This window comes from Pseudomonas sp. E6002 (genome assembly GCF_013385565.1).
Taxonomy (GTDB): domain Bacteria; phylum Pseudomonadota; class Gammaproteobacteria; order Pseudomonadales; family Pseudomonadaceae; genus Aquipseudomonas.
Genome location: NZ_JACAPT010000036.1, coordinates 1 through 19,609, shown reverse-complemented (window position 1 = coordinate 19,609; position 19,609 = coordinate 1). Strand labels below are relative to the sequence as shown.

Here is a 19,609-nt window from a genome sequence, read left to right as displayed (position 1 = left end):
TCGAGGACGCTACCGATGACTCGTCTGACCGCCAAAGACTTCGCCCCTGAACTGCTGGAGCTTTACGATGGCTACGCCCACGGCAAGATCAACCGCCGGGAATTTCTCGACCGCGCAGCACTGTTCACCTTCGGCGGGCTGACGGCCTCGGCCCTGCTCGCCGCCCTGAGCCCCAACTACGCCCTGGCCGAGCAGGTGAAATTCACCGACCCGGAGATCGTCGCCGACTACATCACCTACCCGTCACCCAAGGGCAACGGCACGGTGCGCGGCTACCTGGTGCGCCCGGCCAAGGCCAGCGGCAAGGTGCCGGCGGTGGTGGTGGTGCATGAGAACCGGGGGTTGAACCCGTATATCGAAGACGTCGCCCGTCGGTTGGCCAAGGCCGGATTCATTGCCCTGGCGCCGGATGGCCTGACCTCGGTGGGCGGCTATCCCGGCAATGATGAGAAAGGTGTGGAGTTGCAACAGAAAGTCGATCCCGAGAAGCTGATGAACGACTTTTTCGCCGCCATCGAATGGTTGATGCACCACGATGCAAGCACCGGCAAGGTGGGCATTACCGGGTTCTGTTATGGCGGCGGCGTGACGAATGCGGCGGCGGTGGCTTATCCGGAGCTGGGCGCGGCGGTGTCGTTTTATGGGCGCCAGCCGGAAGCCAAGGATGTGCCACGGATCAAGGCACCGATCATGTTGCATTACGGTGAGCTGGATACGCGGATCAATGAGGGCTGGCCGGCGTATGAGAAAGCGTTGAAGGCGGCCGGCACGACCTATGAGGCGTTTATCTACAAGGGCGCCAATCACGGCTTCCACAACGATTCGACGCCGAGGTATGACGAGGCGGCGGCGAATCTGGCGTGGGAGCGGACGTTGGGCTGGTTCAAGAAATACCTGGTGTAACCCGCCCTCCAAAACACCACCCAACTCATGTGGGAGCGGGCTTGCTCGCGAACGCGGTGTGTCAGTCAGCAGATGTTTGACTGATCCACCGCTTTCGCGAGCAAGCCCGCTCCCACAGGGGACTTTCAGCTTTCTTGAGGTCAGTGCTCCAGCGCATACCGCCGGCAATGATTCAAATACCCTTCCTCATGGCTCCCCACCAACTGCACCACACTGGTCCACAGCCACGAAGGCGCATCCAGTTGCCTGGAGCGATTCTCTTGCAACAGCGCCATCCAGTCCTTGCGCGTATCCCGGTCCATCTGCCGCGCATGGGCCACGCCGACCACCCGCGCCAGGTACCCGGCCGCGTGCATCGCATCAATCTCGCTCAGCTCATCCAGTTCCAGCTTCATGTCCTGGGGCAGCAGTTCGCGGACGAAAAACCCGTGATCCAGAAACCGCGTGGCCAACATTCGCTCCCCCAACGCCGGTGACAGGTGCCGCGCGCCCTCCACCACCCGCCGGCCGTTATCCCGAGGCATTTTTGCCCGGGCCGCACGCGGCGCCGCAGCGCCTACCGCTTCCTTGATGTCGAGCAGGCAGTATTCCTGATCAGACTTGTCCCCTACTCCCAGCAACACCGCATAACGCAGCAACCCAAGGGAGCTGCAACCCTTGACCCAATAGGCCGAGTCCAGCAGCTCAACCTCGGCGTCGTTGGAGCGGCCTTTGAGCGAAGTCACCAGCCGGTGGATTTCATCCGACGCGCACAACGTTTCAAGGGCGGACTTTTCCGCCCGCGACAACGACCAGAAATGCTTGCCCAGCGGAATCGTCGGCCGGGTGTTTTCAATACGTTCGCGAGCCAGATTCTTCCAGGTGCGCTCCACCGCACTGCGCATCCCGGCCTTGACCTGGGACGGGCGCGGCGGTGCCTCGTCGGGCTTGTCCTTAAACGCCTGCGCGTAGCCCACCATCATCTCTTCAAGCATGCGTGCGGTGGTCACCCCCGGCAGGTCCGAACCCCGCGCAGCGGTGGCCAGGGACAAGGCCAGGCGCACCAGGTCATGGGCCGGATTGCCGATCACCGCCTGGTCAAGGTCACGGATATGCATGTCGATCCGGCCCTTGGTATCGCCCGTGGGCCCAAGGTTACCGGCGTGGCAGTCGCCGCAGATCCAGATCGCCGGCCCGTGGGGCAAGCGCCGGCCGCGCTGGCTGTGCAGCCACTCGTAAAACTGAACCGTACTGCCCCGCACATAGGCGTGGGCGGAGCGCGCCATCTTCAGGTTGCGCAGTTGCGTGAGGTGGGGCATTCGCGAAGAGGGACGCGGAATTTTCATAGAAGTACTCGTCGTGGAGATACGGTAGAGGCTGGCCCGCGACAAATGTTTCATTTTGTTTCAGAGGATTCTATTAATAAGCCACGCCAATCAATCCCACTGCAATCGGTCTTTCTATTCCTCCCGTCCCCGGGACTAGCATCGGGTCAACTCGATGCAGCGAGTCACAACCCTAACTGCACACATCCCCAAACACTGCCGCCCTAACAAAAGAGATAACGCAGATGAATGAAGTGATGAACACCGCACCCGCCAAGATCAACCTGGTCAAGGCCCGAGGCTCGCTGGTATGGGACGACCAGGGCAAGGAATACATCGACTGTACCGCCCAGGCCTGGTCGAACAATTTGGGGGCCAATGACCCCCGGGTGGTGGAAGCCGCCGTCGCGCAATTGCGCGAAATGACTCACATCCGCCCCAACTTTGGCTCACCGGCCCACACCCGGCTGGTGAAGAAGCTGCGGGAAGTCTCCCCGGGCGCCCTCAACCAGATGGGCTTTGCCCTGCATGGCAGCCTCGCCGGTGAAATGGCGATGAAACTGGCTTTCAAGAACCGCCCCGGCGCACAGAACCTGCTGGTGCTGCAGGACGGCTACCACGGCCGCTCCCTGGCCACCCTCGGCGCCAGTTGGCCGCATCCGAACAATCCGTTCCTGGCGATCCAGCCACGTTTCACCCGCGTCCCCCACCCCAACCCGTACCGCACGCGCCTGGGCATGGACCCGGAAACCGAGTCGCAGCTGTGCCTTGGCCTGCTGGAAGAAACCATCCTCAAGGGCGTCGACGGTGGCGTGGCAGCAGTGATGATGGAACCGATCCAGGGCAATGGCGGGCATATCGAGTTCCCCCGCTCCTACTACAAAGGCGTGCGCGAGATCTGCGACCGCTTAGGCGTGCTGCTGATTTTTGATGAAGTGCAGACCGGTTTCGGGCGCATGGGCACGATGTTCGCTGCGGACTATTACGACGTGCTGCCCGACATCATCGTGTTCGGCAAAGGCGTCGGCGGCGGCTTCCCGCTGGCCGGGATCCTCGCCGATGACAAGCTCAAGTGGTTCGACGAAGGTGAAGAAGCCCTGACCTTCGGCCACTTCCCGGTCTCGCTGGCCGCCGGCTACGCCACGGTGGAAGCGATCGTCGCCGACAACCTCTGCGAAAAGGCCCGCGACTCCGGCGACTACATCACCGCCCGCCTCAAGGACATGCAAACCCGCCACCCGCTGATCGGCGACGTGCGCTGCCCCGGGCTGATGGCGTCCATCGAGCTGGTCAAGGACCGCACCACCAAGGAACCGGCCTGCCGGGAATCCCAGGAGGTGTATCGCCTTGGGGTGGAGCGCGGCGTATTGTTTGGCGAAAGCCGCTACGCCGGGCTGGGTAACCTGATCAAGGTCAAGCCTCCGCTGGATATCGAACGCCCGTTGCTGGCCAAGGCCCTCGACGTGCTGGACGAGGTGATCGGCATCATCGAGGAGCAACGGCCATGAGCACATTCGTTGAAAACACCGTGACCGCCCCGCCGAATGCCCAGGCCCCGCTGTCCAGCGACGACGCCGACCTGGCCAGCCTCGGCTACGAGCAAAAGATGCACCGCACCATGAGTTCGTTCACCTCGTTTGCCCTGGCCTTTTCCATGGTCTCGATCAACACCGGGGTGGTCACGCTGTTCGCCGACCCGTTCAACCGCGTCGGCGGTATCGGCATCCTTTTGTGGCTGCTGGTGATCCCGCTGGTGTGCTGCATCGTCATGGTCTACTGCCACCTGGCCGGGCGCATTCCGCTTACCGGCTACGCCTACCAATGGTCCAGCCGGTTGGCGGGCAATCACTTCGGCTGGTTTACCGGCTGGGTCGCGTTCACCTCGTTTGTCGCCGGTACAGCCGCCACCTCGGCGGCCATCGGCACGGTGTTCGCGCCGGAGATCTGGGCCAGCCCGACACAGGGCCAGATCCAAGGCCTGAGCATCGGTGCCACGCTGGTGGTAGGCCTGCTGAACATCTGCGGGATTCGCCTGGCCACGCGGATCAACGACATCGGCGCAATCATCGAAATCATCGGCACGGTGCTGCTGGCGATTGCGTTGTTCTTCGGGGTGTTTTTCTTCTTCGAGCACACCCAGGGCGTGGCGATCCTGACCTCGGCAAAACCGGTCAGCGGCGGCACCCTCAGCTTCACCACCCTCGCCCTCGCCACCTTGCTGCCGGTCTCGGTGCTGCTGGGCTGGGAGGGCGCCGCCGACCTGTCCGAAGAAACCAAGGACCCACGCCGCGCCGCGCCCCGGGCGATGATTCGTGCGGTGCTGGTGTCCAGTGTATTGGGCTTCGTGGTGTTCGCCTTGCTGAGCATTGCGATCCCGGGGTCGGTCAGCGAGCTGCTCAGCCACAGCGAAAACCCGGTGATCAATATCGTGCGCCTGCAACTGGGCAACGCCGCCGGCGTGGGCATGATCGTGATCGCCTTCGCCTCGATCCTCGCCTGCCTGATCGCCAACATGGCGGTGGCCACGCGCATGACCTTCGCCCTGTCCCGGGACAACATGCTGCCGGGCTCCAAGGTGCTGGCGAAGATCAACCCGCACTTCGGTACGCCGGTCGCCGCCATCGTGCTGATCACCGCCATCGCCGTGCTGCTGAACCTGGCGAGCGGCGGGTTTGTCACGGCGATCTACTCGATGGTCGGCCTGACCTACTACTGCACCTACCTGCTGACGCTGATTGCCGCGTACCTGGCCTATAAAAATGGCCGGATGCCGGGGGCGCCTGCGGGTGTGTTCAGCCTGGGCAAGTGGTTGTTGCCGATGATCGTCCTCGGCGGCCTGTGGGCCATCGCGGTGATCCTGACCCTGAGCGTGCCCGAAGAAAGCCACACCGGCGCCATCACCACCGGGGTTACACTCGGGGTCGGCGTGCTGTGGTGGTTGTTTTCGCTGCGCACGCGCCTTAACAATGGCACCGCCGGGCCGAGCGGCAAATTGCTCGACCACTAGCCGCTGATTGCAGCCAAACAACAAAACCCCGGACGCCGGGGTTTTGTCTTGTCACCTTCAAGGAGCTTCCCGATGTTTGAACAGGCCAGCTGGCTCAATCAACCCCAGCAATGGAGCCGAGAAGGCCAGCGCCTCAAGGTGCGCACCGATGCCAGCACCGATTTCTGGCGCGAAACCCACTATGGTTTTGTGCGCGACAACGGGCATTTCCTGTTCGTCGAAACCGACGGTGACTTCACCGCCCAGGTCAAGATCCACAGTGCGTTTACCCACCTGTATGACCAGGCCGGGTTGATGGTGCGGGTGGATGAAGCGCATTGGGTGAAGATCGGTGCAGAGCTGTCCGACGGTGTGACGCTGTTGAGCAGCGTATTGACCGATGGTGTGTCGGACTGGGCCACCGGTGTGTTCCCGGGTGATCCCGAGGCGTTCTGGATTCGCGCCACCGTGGCCAAGGGCGTGCTGCGCGTGCAGGTGTCGGTGGATGGTGTGAGCTGGCCATTGGTGCGCCTGGCGCCGTTTCCCGTGGCTGCGTCGTATCGGGTGGGACCTTATTGCTGCACGCCGGAACGTGGCGGGCTGGAGGTGGAGTTTTCCGAGCTTCAGGTAAGTGCGCCCAACGGCAAATCCCTGCACGACCTGTCCTGACTAACCCCGGCTGCTCGCCACTTCCATCGCCAACTCGGCAAAGTTGCGCGCCGCCACACTCGGTTGTGGCGGCAAGGCGACCGCCACTTCACACATCGGCATATCGCTGATCACCGGGAAGGCCAGGCCGGGCCGTGCATAAAAACGTGCGGTGGACAGCGCGGTGATACTGATCCCGCGCTCCGACGCCACCGCCTGCAACTCGGTCTCCACCGTCGAAGCTTCATGGACGATCCGCGCCGGCTGGCCATCGCGGTACGCGTCGGCGGTCCAGAAACTGCGCCACACGCCCACTCCCGGTGCAGCAATGATCGGTTCATCCAGCACGTCGTAGATGCTCACGCTGCTCTCCCCGGCCAACCGGTGGCTGGACGCCAGGCACGCCACGCAGGGTTCGGTCACCAGGGTGTGCAACTCGATGTCCGGCAGGCCCAGTGGCGGGCGCAGCACCGACACGTCCATGCCCTCGTCGATCCCGGCATGGGGCGAGCCGAAGTCATACTCGCGCACCACCAGTTCGATCTCCGGGTAGCGCTTGGCGAACACGCTGAGGATTTGCGGCATCAAGTCCACACCCGCGCCGATCAGGAAGCCGATATTCAATGAGCCGCGTACGCCGCGTGCATGTTCGTGGGCGGTGCGTACCAGGCGGCTTACGCCATTGACGATTTCCCGCGCCTCTACCAGCAAGGCCAGGCCGGCTTCGGTCAGTGCTACGTTACGGGTGTTGCGTTGGAACAGTTGTACGTCCAGCAGCGCCTCAAACTGGCGGATGGTCTGGGACAGCGCCGGTTGCGAGACATGCAGACGGGTCGCGGCGCGCACGAAGCTGAGCTCCTCGGCCACCACCACGAAGGCCTTGAGTTGACGGATGTCTACGCCGGAAGTTTGCATTGCAGCCTCTTATGATCAATGGGCAGACCGAGTGGGAGAATAACCTGTGGCGAGGGAGCTTGCTCCCGCTGGGTTGCACAGCGCCCCTGAAACCATCCGCCGCGTTCTTGCTGAACTAACACCGCCGCTTCTTAGGGGCCGCTTCGCGGCCCAGCGGGAGCAAGCTCCCTCGCCACAGCGTCGACCCAACCTCAATGCATGGCCACTTCACGCAACCACGTCTTGAACGCCAGCATCGCCGGCGTCTCGGCCCGTGACTGCAAGCGCGTCAGCCAATAACTGCCGGTGGTGATGCCGATCTCGAACGGCTGGCGAATCACGTCCGTCGCCAACTGCCGGCTGAACATCATCGCCGGCGCGAGGGCCACCCCCGCCCCTTGCAGCGCCGCCTCCATCATCGCCAGGGACGAGTCGAAAACGATACTGCGCGGCACCAGCGTATCGGCAGGCAAGCCCGCGGCCTGGAACCATTGCGTCCACTCATCCGCACGATATGAGCGCAGCAGCGTGTGCTTCAACAGGTCCGCCGGAGTCTGCAATTGCCGAGCAAGTTGCGGCACGCACAGCACCGTCAGCGGCGCCTCCAGCAACTGGCACGCCTCGGTGCCGTGCCACGCGCCGGAACCAAACCGGATTGCGTAATCCAGGCCTTCGGCCGCCACGTCGACGCGGTTGTTGTTGGTGGACAGGCGCAAGTCGATAAACGGGTAGCGCGCCTGGAAATCCGCAAGCCGCGGCAACAGCCAGCCCACCGCAAAGGTGCCCACCGCGCCTACCGTCAATACTTCGCGGTAATGCCCACCTTCAAACTGGCCTAAGGTTTGAGCTATCCGGTCGAAGGATTCGCGCAACACCGGCAGCAGGGTCTCGCCCTCGCTGGTGAGCATCAGGCCCCGGGGCAGGCGTTTGAACAGCGTGACATTGAGCTGCGCCTCCAGGCTTTTCACCTGGTGACTGACCGCCGCCTGGGTGACGCACAGTTCAATCGCCGCCCGGGTAAAACTCAAATGCCGCGCAGACGCCTCGAAGGCTCGCAGCGCGTTGAGTGGCAAATGGGAGCGGAGCATGGCTTGACCCTAATTTTTCTAATGGCTGTTGCGAGATATCATCGTTTGCCGCGGGATCACAAACTGCCTAGATTTGCGGCGCCTGCGCAGGCAACGGTATTCACCCGATCACCTTCATGGAAGTCACGTCATCATGTACACATCCCTTTTTCCAACCGTGCGCAACACCGCGATATTCGCCTTATTGCTCGGCGCAGGCAACTGCATGGCGGCTACCGACATGCGCCAGGTCGTGGACAGTACGGTCCAGCCCCTGATGCAGCAACAGGACATCGCCGGCCTGTCGGTGGCGATCGTACAGAACGGCAAGGCGCAATACTTTAACTACGGCGTTGCCAGCAAGGAGAGCAAGCAGCCCGTCACCGAAAACACCCTGTTTGAAATCGGCTCGGTGAGCAAGACCTTCACCGCCACCCTCGCCGGCTATGCCCTGGCCAACGGCAAGCTGAAGCTGTCGGACCCGGCCAGCCAATACCTGCCGGCATTGCGCGGCGCCACGTTTGACCACATCAGCCTGCTCAACCTCGGCACCTACACCGCAGGTGGCTTGCCCCTGCAATTCCCCGATGAGTCCGATAACGCCGGCAAGATGATCAGCTACTACCAGCACTGGAAACCGGACTTCGCTCCCGGCACGCAACGCCTGTATTCCAACCCGAGCATCGGCTTGTTCGGCCACCTGGCAGCGCAAAGCCTGGGCCAGCCGTTTGACCGGTTGATGGCGCAGACCCTGCTGCCGAAACTCGGCCTCAAGCACACCTTTATCAGCGTACCCAAGTCACAAATGAACCTGTACGCCCAGGGTTACGACAAGGCCGGCAAACCGGTGCGCGTCGGGCCTGGCGCCCTGGACGCCGAGGCCTACGGCATCAAGACCAGCACCTCGGACCTGATTCAGTACGTTGAAGTGAACATGCACCCGGCGAAGCTGGAGAAGCCGCTGCAACAGGCGATTGCCGCAACTCACACCGGCTACTACACGGTGGATGGCATGACCCAGGGCCTCGGCTGGGAGATGTACCCCTACCCGATCACGCTGGATGCATTGACCCAAGGCAACTCGGCGCAAATGGCCTTTCAGCCCCACAAGGTCAACTGGCTGACACCACCGCAAGCGCCCCATGCCGACACGCTGGTGAACAAGACTGGCGCCACCGGTGGTTTTGGCGCCTATGTGGCGTACGTGCCGAGCAGAGGCCTGGGGGTGGTGATCCTGGCGAACAAGAACTACCCGAATGCCGAACGGGTAAAAGTGGCCCATGCGATCTTGAGTGCGATGGATAAATAAATCCCTGCACACCTCAAATGTGGGAGCGGGCAAGCCCGCTCCCACATTGTTTTGTGGCGTGATTCAAGTTGGGTTTACATCCCCAGCCAATGCGGCAAGGCCAGCGATATGAACGGCAGGTAAGTCACCATGATCAGGAACACCAGCAGGATCATCAGCCACGGCAACGCCGCGCGGATGGTCTGCCCCAGCGTCAGCCCGGTCACTGCCGAGGTCACAAACAGGTTCAACCCCACCGGCGGATGCACCAGGCCAATCTCCATGTTGACCACCATCACAATTCCCAGGTGAATCGGGTCGATCCCCAGCTTCATCGCAATCGGGAAAAAGATCGGCGCCAGGATCAGCACGATCGCCGACGGCTCCATAAAGCTGCCCGCCACCAGCAACACCACGTTGACCATGATCAGGAAACCAATCGGCGTCAGGCCCTCGGAGATCACCCACGCGGTGATTTCCTGGGGAATCTGCTCCGTGGTCAGCACGTGAGCGAAGAGCATGGCGTTGGCGATGATAAACATCAGCATGATCGCCAGGCGCCCGGACTCCAGCAGCACCTTGGGGCAATCCCTGATCTTCATGTCCTTGTAGATGAACAGCGCGACAAACGCCGAGTACACCGCCGCCACCGCCGCCGCTTCGGTCGGGGTGAACATGCCGCTGTAGATCCCGCCCAGGATGATCACCAGCAGCAACAGGCCCCAGAATGCCCGGCGGGCGCAGGTCAGCCACTCGCGAAAGGTCGCCCGTGGCTGGGCCGGCAGTTTCTTGATGCGCGCGACGATGTAGATCGCGACCATCAACATCAAGCCCAGCAGCAGGCCCGGAATCACCCCGGCCATGAACAGCTTGCCCACCGAGGTTTCCGTGGCGGCCGAGTACACCACCATCACGATCGACGGCGGAATCAGGATGCCCAGGGTACCGGCGTTGCAGATGATCCCGGCGCCGAATTCCTTCGGGTAGCCCGAGCGCACCATGCCCGCCACGGCAATCGAACCCACCGCCGCCACTGTCGCGGGCGAGGAGCCCGACAGTGCGGCAAACAGCATGCATGCCAGCACCGCCGCAATCGCCAGCCCGCCGCGGATATGCCCGACGCAGGCGTTGGCAAAGTCGATCAGCCGCTGCGCCACGCCACCGGTGGTCATGAACGCACCCGACAACAGGAAGAACGGAATCGCCAGGAAGGTATAGGCGTCCGAGGTTTCAAACAGCTTGATTGCCAGGGAACTCACCGAGTCCGGGCTGAACATCAGGATCGACACCGCGCCCGACAACCCCAGGGAAATCGCGATGGGCACACCGAGGAACATGAACACGAACAGCAGCAAAAACAGACACAGAACGGCCATCAGTGACGCTCCTCATGGCTGCCGGCCAACTTGCTGGCTTCACCGGCTTCGTCGGCCAGGCCCAGCCCGGTTTGGCGGTGGGTGAAGATGCGGTAGAAAATTTCCAGGTAGCGGATGAACACCAGGGCAAAGCCGATGGGCACGATCACAATAATGTCGCCGACATCGATGCCGAACTGGTCGAGGTCTTCCGCGCCGATGTGGGCGGTCATCACCGCACTCAACCACTTGTAGCTGGCAACCATGAACAACCCGGCGTAGGCCAGGCAGCACAGGCAAGCCAGCATGCCCAGCAGGCGCTGCACCCGGCGCGGCGTCAGCTTGACCAGCGCGTCCACGCCCAAGTGGCCGGCGGTGCGTACGCCGTAGGAGATGCCAAAGAAAATCAACCAACCGAACATGGCCTTGGTCAGCGCCACGCTCCAGGTCATGTCCTGGGCCCAGCCCATGGTGTGGTCACCCAGGGCATTGAAGAAACCGCTGCTCCACGCCCACTTGTCGGCAAGGGCAAAGAACAGGGTGTAGATGTTGTTGAGCATGACGTAGACAAAAGTCACCAGGGTCATGGCGGCCAGCAGGATGGCGATAAAGCCTTCCTCCAGGTGCTCCCAGACGCGCCTTAGCGTTTGCATGGCAAAACCTCGCGAAGCGGAGATAGGTGTGTGCAAGGCTTGGAGGCGGGAACCGGATCAACATGTGGGAGCGGGCTTGCTCGCGAATGCAGTCTTTCAGTTGATGCATTCGGTGACTGATACACCGCATTCGCGAGCAAGTCGAATCGTCGCACCGCCGCTCCCACATTTGATCTCGGTGCTCTCCAAATTACTGGTTCGACGCGTCGGCCGCCTTGATCAGGTCAGCGCCGATTTCACCTTCGAACTTCTGCCACACCGGGCGCATGGCTTCGCGCCAGAGCTGGCGTTGCTCCGGCGTCAGTTCGATGATTTCGCTGGTCTTGGCGTCGATGATCTTCTGCTTGGCCGACTGGTTCAGCGCCTCGGCCTGCTTGTTCACCTCGACGGTGACTTCAACCATGACCTGGTCCAGAGTGGTGCGTACATCCGGCGGCAGGCCGTTCCAGAACTTGGCGTTGGTGATCACCATGTAGTCGATCAGGCCATGGTTGGATTCGGTGAAGTACTTCTGCACTTCGTTGACCTTCTGGCTTTCATAGTTCGACCAGGTGTTCTCGGTGCCGTTGACGGTGCCGGTCTGCAAGCCCTGGTACACCTCGGCAAAACTCATCTTGCGCGGGTTGGCGCGGATCGCCTTGAACTGCTCCTCCAGGACGCTGGAGGCCTGCACGCGGAACTTCAGGCCACGGGCATCCTTGGGCTCACGCAATGCCTTGTTCGCCGACAGTTGCTTGAGGCCGTTGTGCCAATAGGCCAGGCCGAGGATGTTCTTGTCTTGCATCGAGGTCAGCAACGCCTTGCCCTGGGCCGCCTGGAAACGGTCGACCGCCGCCAGGTCGTTGAACAGGAACGGCAGGTCGTAGATCTGTACTTGCTTGGTGTACTGCTCAAACTTGGCCAGGGACGGCGCCAGCATCTGCACGTCGCCCAGCAGCAGCGCTTCCATTTCCTTGCCGTCGCCGAACAGCGAGGAGTTGGGGTACACCTCGACTTTCACCCGGCCGGGCAGGCGTTCTTCAGCGAGCTTCTTGAACAGCAAGGCGCCCTGGCCTTTGGGGGTGTTTTCCGCGACGACGTGGGCGAACTTGATCACGATGGGGTCGGCCGCCTGGGCCAGGCCCGCGGCAAACAAGGTGGCGGCGCAGAACAGCGCCCGAGAAAGCTTGAGCATGGAAAATCACCTTCTTATTGTTGTGTTATAGGGCAAGGTGCCTGATGTCACGCGTATAGAGAATTTCGAATTTTAGATACCTGCGTTCGGCGTGGACGAACGCCGATTTTGCAAACGACAGAGATCCAATGTGGGAGCGGGCTTGCTCGCGAAAGCGGTGTGCCAGTCACCGGATGCACTGGCTGACCCACCGCTTTCGCGAGCAAGCCCGCTCCCACATTTCTACGGTTGCGCGGCTAATAATCGTTGGGCCCGCAGCAACACCGGTGCATCCACCATCTGCCCGTCCAGCTGATACGCCCCGGCCCCATGGGCACCGGCATCCACCACCCGTTTGGCCCAGGCCAGATCCTCGGCACTGGGGGCCAACGCCTGGTGAATCACCGCCACCTGCTTGGGATGGATACACAGCGCGCCGGCAAAGCCCATTTCATAGGCATGCCGAATCGAACGGCGCAGACCTTCGGGGTCGTCGATGGCCGGGTGCACGCCGTCCAGCGGCGCCACCAGCCCGGCGGCGCGGGAATGCACGATCAAGGCAAGGCGAGCCTGGTCCAGGGCAAATTGCGCGGCCGGGGAACCACTGCTCAGGTTCAAGTCCAGCGCCAGGTCCAGGCCACCAAACGACAGGCGCTCCACCAGCGGCGCATGGGCGATTTCCGCCACCGCCAGCAAACCCCGCGCACTCTCGATAATCGGCCAGATAGCCTTGCCCGTTGCAGCCACTACGGCCACCTGGGCCGCACTTTCAACCTTGGGCAGCAACACCCCCGCGACCCCGGCGTGGGCCTGACAGAACGCCACATCGGCAAAATGCTCGGGATGCTCCGGCGCGTTGATCCGCACCCACACCCGCACCGCCGGCGTCGCCTGCAAAAACACCCCGAGGTTGTCCCGGGCCTGACGCTTGAGCGGCTCTTCCACCGCGTCTTCAAAATCCACAATCACTGCATCGGCGCCACTGGCCAGGGCCTTGGCAAAACGTTCCGGTCGGCTGCCCGGTACAAACAGCGCAGAGCGCACAAGAGAGGTTGGCATCGTTCGATTCCTTGTCAGATAACGCCGCGGATACGCAGGCCGTCGATGGCTTCAGCGGAGTAACCCAGCTGGTCGAGAATCCCCTGGCTGTGCTGCCCCAGCCCCGGCACCGCATCCATCCGCGGGGTGAACGCGGCATTGCGTGCCGGTGGCAGCAACGACGGTAATTTGCCCGCCGGGCTGTCGACTTCACGCCAACTGTCCCGGGCCTTGAGCTGCGGGTGGTCCCACACGCCTTGCATGTCGTTGACTCGTGCACTGGCGATTTGCGCGTCTTCCAGGCGCTGGATCACGCCCTCGGCGCTCATCTGCGCAAAACGGTCGACGATGATCTGGCGCAGCACGTCGCGGTTTTCCGAACGCTTGAAGTTGGCCGAGAAACGCTCGTCGGTGGCCAATTCCGGGGTGAGCAGCACCTTGTCGCAGAACGCCGCCCATTCCCGCTCATTCTGCAACCCGAGCATCACCGTGCCGCCGTCGCCGGTGGGAAACGGCCCGTAGGGGTAGATCGTCGAATGCGCCGCACCCGCGCGCGGTGGCTGGGGCGCGCCGTCGAACGCGTAATACATCGGGTAGCCCATCCACTCCACCAGGCTTTCCAGCATGCTGACGTCGATGCGACTGCCCTGCCCGGTCTTGCCCCGCAGCAGCAGCGCCGAGAGGATGCCGCTGTAGGCGTACATACCGGCGGAGATATCGGCGATGGAGCAGCCGGCCTTGGCCATCTGGTCTTCACCCGGGCCACCGGTGACCGAGAGAAAGCCGCCTTCGCTCTGGATCAGCAGGTCGTAGGCCTTTTTCTTTTCATACGGGCCACCCTCGCCATAGCCGGAGATGTCGCAGACGATCAGCCGCGGGAAGCGCTCATGCAGCGCCTCGAATGACAATCCCATGCGCGCGGCCGCGCCCGGTGCGAGGTTCTGCACCAGCACATCGGCATCGGCCAGCAGGGTTTCCAGGATGTTCCCGGCATCGTCGTGCTTGAGGTCCAGGGTCAGGCTTTCCTTGGAACGGTTGGTCCACACGAAATGCGAGGCCAGGCCGCGCACGCGCTCGTCATAGCCCCGGGCAAAGTCGCCCGCCCCGGGACGTTCGATCTTGATCACCCGCGCGCCCAGGTCGGCCAACTGGCGAGTGCAGAACGGTGCGGCAATCGCGTGTTCCAGGCTGACAACGGTGATGCCGTCCAGCGGTCGTTGATTAGCGGTCATGACAGTTCCTTAAAGCCAGTGAGCCAGGGACGCGGCGTTGCGCAGGTCCCAGACTTTTTCGATCAGCCCGGTGGTTTGCGCGAGTGTGCGGGCACCGCTGAATTGGGTCAGGCGCTGGAACTTGTCGGCCAGCTCCGAGCGGTTCAGGGTGTTGCCCGGGTCGCCCTTGGGTTCGTCGATGGCGCCGTGCAAGGTGCGGCCATCGGCGGTGGTCACGATGACCCGGCCCAGCCAGCGCTGCGGATAGGCACCGTCGACTTCGGCGTCGAGGGTCATGGAGACCTTGTCGCGAAACGCCGCCACGTCCCCGTCGCTCAGCGCCAGCTCGTGAAACTCGGTCAGCCCGGCCTTGCCATGCACGGCAATCAACCCCAGCACGGTGCCCATGGAAAACTTGGCCTGGTGCACGGTCTGCGGCAGCGTCACCCGGCCCAAAACGTCGATGGCGCCCTGGTGAACGCGGGTTTCCACATGGGCGATCTGCTCATGGCCCAGCCCTTCGCGCTGCATCAGATCCAGCAGCGCATCGGCGGCCGGATGGGTGTGGCGGCATGAAGCATGGAACTTGAACGACGTTTCCAGCAGCGCCCAGCGGCTGCCGAGACGATCGGACAATTTGCCTGGGTCGGCGTCGGTGGACATGCCCGCCGCCATCCCCTGATCGCCTTCCAGAATATTGCGCGCACCGGTCAGCCCGTCCGCTGTCAGATACGCCGCCAGCAAACCATCGGCAGCGGCCTTGGCAGTGTGCAGTTGCTTGGAGTCGGCGGCGTCCCGCAGGAACTCCCACAGCCCGGCCGCCTGAGTGCCGGCACTGCCCAGCAGGTTGATGAATTGCTCTTGGTTGAAGTCGAGCAATTTGCCCACGGCCACCGCCGCTGCGAGGGTGCCGACGGTGGCCGTGGTGTGGAAGATCCGGTAATGGGAACGGCCCATGAATTCGCCGATGCGAATCCCGGCTTCGTAACCGGCCACCGAGGCCAGCAGCAGTTCGCGACCGGACTTGCCGAGGTCTTGCGCCGCCGCCAATGCCGCCGGAAACACCACGGTCGCCGGGTGCAATACCGAGCTGTTGTGCAGGTCATCCTGCTCCACCAGGTGCGACGACGCGCCATTCACCAGCGCGGCGAAATAGGCACTGCTGCTGCCGCCGTTGACGATGATCTGCGCCGGGCCATCAGCCGGGCCCATCCTGCGGGCATAACGTTCGAACAGCGGGATCGGATGCGCGCCCTTGCTGGCCAGCGCCGAGGCGAGCCAGTCGAGGAACAGGTCTTCGGTGCGGGCGAGTACGGCGTCCGGCAATTGTGCGTAATTCAACTCGGCGAGGAACCGACACAGCGCTTGGGTATGGCTCATGGTCGGGCCCTCAGAAGCTGCGTGGCAGTTCGAGCAGATGCTCGGCCACGTAGGACAGGATCAGGTTGGTGGAGATCGGCGCAACCTGGTACAGGCGGGTCTCGCGGAACTTGCGCTCCACGTCGTATTCGCAGGCAAACCCGAAGCCGCCGTGGGTTTGCAGGCAGGCGTTGGCCGCCTCCCAGGAAGCCTTGGCCGCGAGGTACTTGGCCATGTTCGCGCTGGCCCCGGCATTGGCGCCGCTGTCGTATTCCTCACAGGCACGCCAGCGCATCAAGTCGGCCGCTTCGATCTCGATATGGGCTTCGGCAATCGGGAACTGCACGCCCTGGTTCTGTCCGATGGGCCGACCAAATACCACGCGGTCGCGGGCATAGGCGCAGGCTTTCTCGATAAACCAGCGGCCATCGCCGATGCACTCGGCGGCAATCAGCGTCCGCTCGGCATTCAAGCCGTCGAGGATGTAGCGAAAGCCCTTGCCCTCCTCGCCAATCAGGCTGTCCAGCGGCAACTCCAGGTTGTCGAAGAACAGTTCGTTGGTCTCGTGGTTGACCATGTTGGCGATGGGCTGCACGGTCAGGCCGTTGCCGATGGCTTCCCGCAAGTCCACCAGGAAGATCGACATGCCTTCGGATTTTTTCTTCACCTCGGCCAACGGCGTGGTGCGGGCCAGCAGGATCATCAGGTCGGAATGCTGCACCCGCGAGATCCAGACTTTCTGGCCGTTGATCACGTACTTGTCGCCGCGCTTGACTGCGGTGGTCTTGATTTTGGTGGTGTCAGTGCCGGTGGTGGGCTCGGTCACGGCCATCGACTGCAGGCGCAATTCGCCGCTGGCGAGCTTGGGCAGGTAGAAGCGTTTCTGTGCTTCGCTGCCGTGACGCAGCAAGGTGAACATGTTGTACATCTGGCCGTGGACGGTGCCGGAGTTGCCGCCGCAGCGGTTCACTTCTTCCAGAATCACCGAGGCTTCCGCCAGCCCCAGGCCGGAGCCACCGTATTCTTCGGGGATCATTGCCGACAGCCAGCCGGCGTCGGTCAGGGCTTTGACGAAGGCTTCCGGGAAGCCCTTTTCTTCATCGACCTTGCGCCAGTAGGCGGCGTCGAATTCGGCGCAGAGTGCGCGCACGCCTTCGCGGATGGCATTCAGTTCTTCGTTGTCATTCGGGTTCATTAACGGCTCTCCGCCTGTTGTTCTTGGAGGTTTATTCGAAATGCAGTTCGGCGCGCTGGGCCAGGCCGTCGGCGTTGCCCGCCCACAGTTCCGCGACGCCCGGCGCGGTGACGTGCCCGCCCACTTCAAAGGCTTGCGGGGCAATCAACGGGCGCACGCCGCGATACGAGAAACGGCGCAACGTGGCCGCGGGGTTGGCGCGGCAAAATGCGCGCAGGCTCAAGGTGGCGATCAGCGGCCCGTGCACCACCAGCCCCGAATAACCTTCGGTGCCGGTGACATAGGGGTAGTCGTAGTGAATGCGGTGGCCGTTGAAGGTCACGGCGCTGTAGCGGAACAACAGGGTTGGCGTCGGGTCGACCGCTTCACGCCAGGCGCCTTCGGGGAGCGCGTCACCACTGCCCTGCTTGGGCGGCGTGGGTTCGCGGTAGACGATGTCCTGTTCTTCGCGCAGGGCCAGGCGGCCGTCCTGGGAATAGTCGTGGCGCACGGTGACGAACAACAACGAGCCGGTGCGACCGGTTTTTTCTTCCACCCGGGTGATGGTCGAAACGCGGGTGGCGGCCTCACCGGCACGCAATGCATGGAAGAACTCGATACGCCCGCCGGCCCACATGCGGTTGCGATTATCGGCCGGCGGCAGGAAGCCGCCACGGGCCGGATGACCGTCACCGCCCAGGGCGGACTCGGGCAGCGGGTCCTGGAAGAAGCACCATTGCCACAAGGGCGGAACCGGCTCGCCATCTGCCGGTGCCGCTTCGCCAAAGGTGGCGGCGATGCGTTTGAGCAGGTTGTGGCTCAAGTGGTCGTGGGCTGTTTCGCTACGGCCGATCCAGTCTGTGGCGCTCATCAGGTGCATGTCCTCGGGCAGGGAATCTGAACCGGATCATGCTGGGCCCTGGCCGTTCTGAGAATTTGCATTTCAATAAAGCAGCGTTCGGCTATGCTGAACGCCATCGCCCATAAAAAGATCTCAAGAACCCGGATGATCAATGTGGGAGCTGGCTTGCCTGCTCCCACATGGGTTCTTCGTCGCTGCCCCGGAGCCTTGCATGCACTTTGATCTGGCTGACTTACGCCTGTTTATCCATATCGCCGAATCCCCCAGCCTGACCCAGGGCGCCAAGCGCGCGTTCCTTTCGCCGGCCGCCGCCAGTGCGCGGATCAAGGCCCTGGAGGGCCAACTCGACACCCGCCTGTTGTACCGCGACAGCCGTGGTGTGGAAATTACCCCGGCGGGCGAACGGCTGCTGCACCATGCGCGGCTGATCATGCGCCAGGTGGATTACCTGAAAAGCGAGTTCACCCAATACGGCATCGACTCGGCCGGGCATATCCGCATTTTTGCCAACACCACCGCCGTGACCGAATTTCTCCCGGAGGTGCTGGCCGGCTTCCTGTCCCAGCGCCCCGGCGTGACGGTGGACCTGCAGGAGCGGCTGTCGCGGGATATCGTGCGGGGCGTGCTGGATGGCACCAGCGACATGGGCATCATCGCCGGGCCTGTGGAAGCGTCGGGTTTGCAGGTGCTGCACTTCAGCACCGACCACCTGGTGCTGACGGTACCGGTGGGGCATCCGCTGGCGAGCCTGCCTTCGGTGACGCTGGAGCAAACCCTGGCTTATCAACATATCGGCTTGCATGACGGCAGCACGTTGCTGAGTTTCCTGCGTGAGCATGTGGAGCGGCTGGGCAAGCACTTGTCGTTGCGCATTCAAATGTCGAGCTTCGAGGCGATCTGCCGGATGGTTGAGGCGGGCGTGGGGATCGGCATCATTCCCGAGTCGGCCGCCGTGCGGCACAGCCGGACCATGCAACTGGTGACAGTGAAGCTGGATGAGGTTTGGGCAGTGCGCGAGCGCAGTATTCTGGTGCGGGAACTGGAGGCGTTGCCGGGGACGATTCGGGCGTTGATCGCGACCTTGATGCCCGAGATGGAACCGCCCCGGCTGCCGGGCGCCTAAGCTAACGTTGCCCTTTTGCGAAGGAGATCTGGTCATGCAGCTTGAAGGTTCCTGCCATTGCGGCGCGGTTTCGTTCAGTCTTGAGAGTACGCATCCCTACCCTTATCAGCGGTGTTATTGCTCGATTTGTCGCAAGACCCAGGGGGGTGGCGGGTATGCGATCAACCTTGGGGGGGATGCCAGGAGCCTCAAGGTGCGGGGGCGCAAGTTGATTTCGATTTATCACGCGCGGATGAAAGGGCCGGGGGATAGCCGGGCGCATGCGAGTACGGCTGAGCGGCATTTTTGTTCGCAGTGTGGGTCGGGGTTGTGGTTGTTCAGTCCGCAGTGGCCGGAGTTGATTCATCCGTTTGCTTCGGCGATTGATACGCCGTTGCCGGTGCCGCCGGAGCATACGCATCTGATGCTGGGGTCGAAGGCGCCGTGGGTTGAGGTGAGTGTTCGCGCGGGGGACCTGGAGTTTGAGGAGTATCCAGAGGAGTCGATTGCCGAGTGGCATGAGCGGTTGGGGCTGGGTTGATTGATTAAGTGAGTGAGTGAGTGAATATCCGTTATTTGGGTGATGGCTGAGATTGGTTCCGCTCTTACAGC

18 protein-coding genes are annotated in these 19,609 nt (G+C 62.7%); 7 read left to right on the top strand and 11 right to left on the bottom strand.

The genetic code is table 11. From position 1 onward, the window contains the following. Window positions 1-15 precede the first annotated feature (15 nt). Window positions 16-903 (top strand): YghX family hydrolase, encoded by an 888-nt coding sequence (gene yghX, locus HX815_RS26310; RefSeq protein ID WP_003215079.1) that lies wholly within the window; start codon window positions 16-18, stop codon window positions 901-903. A 140-nt stretch (window positions 904-1,043) separates the two neighbouring features. On the opposite strand, the gene HX815_RS26305 is transcribed toward yghX, so the two are convergent. Continuing rightward, a complete protein-coding gene (locus tag HX815_RS26305; RefSeq protein WP_177029133.1) occupies window positions 1,044-2,228 on the bottom strand; it encodes a DUF2252 family protein in 1,185 nt (394 codons plus the stop codon). Between the two features lie 224 nt (window positions 2,229-2,452). Between HX815_RS26305 and HX815_RS26300 the strand changes: the two genes are divergently transcribed. From HX815_RS26300 to HX815_RS26290, 3 genes are all read left to right on the top strand, one after another. Next, window positions 2,453-3,715: an aspartate aminotransferase family protein gene (locus HX815_RS26300; protein ID WP_087695004.1), complete on the top strand. Its 1,263-nt coding sequence runs from the start codon at window positions 2,453-2,455 to the stop codon at window positions 3,713-3,715. Next, window positions 3,712-5,214 carry an APC family permease gene (locus HX815_RS26295; protein ID WP_177029132.1) on the top strand — a complete coding sequence of 501 codons (1,503 nt, stop codon included), beginning with the start codon at window positions 3,712-3,714 and terminating at the stop codon, window positions 5,212-5,214. The genes HX815_RS26300 and HX815_RS26295 overlap by 4 nt, the downstream gene beginning before the upstream one ends. Before the next feature lie 72 nt (window positions 5,215-5,286). Then, complete coding sequence (locus HX815_RS26290) at window positions 5,287-5,862, top strand: DUF1349 domain-containing protein (protein WP_177029131.1); 576 nt, start codon at window positions 5,287-5,289, stop codon at window positions 5,860-5,862. Here HX815_RS26290 and HX815_RS26285 read toward each other — a convergent pair whose 3' ends face one another. Continuing rightward, window positions 5,863-6,756, bottom strand: a complete 894-nt coding sequence (locus HX815_RS26285) for a LysR family transcriptional regulator (RefSeq protein WP_003215068.1) — start codon at window positions 6,754-6,756, stop codon at window positions 5,863-5,865. Between the two features lie 191 nt (window positions 6,757-6,947). Further along, a complete protein-coding gene (locus tag HX815_RS26280) occupies window positions 6,948-7,823 on the bottom strand; it encodes a LysR family transcriptional regulator (protein ID WP_003215066.1) in 876 nt (291 codons plus the stop codon). 133 nt (window positions 7,824-7,956) lie between these two features. Between HX815_RS26280 and ampC the strand changes: the two genes are divergently transcribed. Next, complete coding sequence (gene ampC, locus HX815_RS26275) at window positions 7,957-9,111, top strand: class C beta-lactamase (RefSeq protein ID WP_177029130.1); 1,155 nt, start codon at window positions 7,957-7,959, stop codon at window positions 9,109-9,111. Between the two features lie 74 nt (window positions 9,112-9,185). On the opposite strand, the gene dctM is transcribed toward ampC, so the two are convergent. From dctM to HX815_RS26235, 8 genes are all read right to left on the bottom strand, one after another. After that, window positions 9,186-10,466, bottom strand: coding sequence for a C4-dicarboxylate TRAP transporter large permease protein DctM (gene dctM, locus HX815_RS26270; protein WP_003215062.1), 1,281 nt, complete (start codon window positions 10,464-10,466; stop codon window positions 9,186-9,188). Next, entirely contained in the window at window positions 10,466-11,098 is a 633-nt protein-coding gene (locus tag HX815_RS26265) for a TRAP transporter small permease (protein WP_177029129.1), read from the bottom strand. The genes dctM and HX815_RS26265 overlap by 1 nt, the downstream gene beginning before the upstream one ends. A 190-nt stretch (window positions 11,099-11,288) precedes the next feature. Continuing rightward, window positions 11,289-12,272: a C4-dicarboxylate TRAP substrate-binding protein DctP gene (gene dctP, locus HX815_RS26260; protein WP_003215057.1), complete on the bottom strand. Its 984-nt coding sequence runs from the start codon at window positions 12,270-12,272 to the stop codon at window positions 11,289-11,291. A gap of 222 nt (window positions 12,273-12,494) precedes the next feature. After that, window positions 12,495-13,310, bottom strand: coding sequence for a CoA ester lyase (locus HX815_RS26255; protein WP_177029128.1), 816 nt, complete (start codon window positions 13,308-13,310; stop codon window positions 12,495-12,497). A gap of 14 nt (window positions 13,311-13,324) precedes the next feature. Next, window positions 13,325-14,521, bottom strand: a complete 1,197-nt coding sequence (locus HX815_RS26250) for a CaiB/BaiF CoA-transferase family protein (protein ID WP_177029127.1) — start codon at window positions 14,519-14,521, stop codon at window positions 13,325-13,327. A 9-nt stretch (window positions 14,522-14,530) separates the two neighbouring features. After that, a complete protein-coding gene (locus tag HX815_RS26245; RefSeq protein WP_177029126.1) occupies window positions 14,531-15,880 on the bottom strand; it encodes an MmgE/PrpD family protein in 1,350 nt (449 codons plus the stop codon). Between the two features lie 10 nt (window positions 15,881-15,890). After that, the gene (locus tag HX815_RS26240) at window positions 15,891-17,054 is read right to left on the bottom strand and encodes an acyl-CoA dehydrogenase family protein (RefSeq protein WP_177029125.1); all 1,164 of its coding nucleotides are present in this window, start codon (window positions 17,052-17,054) and stop codon (window positions 15,891-15,893) included. Window positions 17,055-17,085: 31 nt separating this feature from the next. Next, complete coding sequence (locus tag HX815_RS26235) at window positions 17,086-17,904, bottom strand: MaoC family dehydratase N-terminal domain-containing protein (RefSeq protein ID WP_134326763.1); 819 nt, start codon at window positions 17,902-17,904, stop codon at window positions 17,086-17,088. Between the two features lie 202 nt (window positions 17,905-18,106). Here HX815_RS26235 and HX815_RS26230 point away from each other — a divergent pair, with 202 nt between their 5' ends. Then, a complete protein-coding gene (locus tag HX815_RS26230) occupies window positions 18,107-19,018 on the top strand; it encodes a LysR family transcriptional regulator (RefSeq protein WP_177029124.1) in 912 nt (303 codons plus the stop codon). 34 nt (window positions 19,019-19,052) lie between these two features. After that, window positions 19,053-19,538 (top strand): GFA family protein, encoded by a 486-nt coding sequence (locus HX815_RS26225; protein WP_177029123.1) that lies wholly within the window; start codon window positions 19,053-19,055, stop codon window positions 19,536-19,538. Window positions 19,539-19,609: the final 71 nt, after the last annotated feature.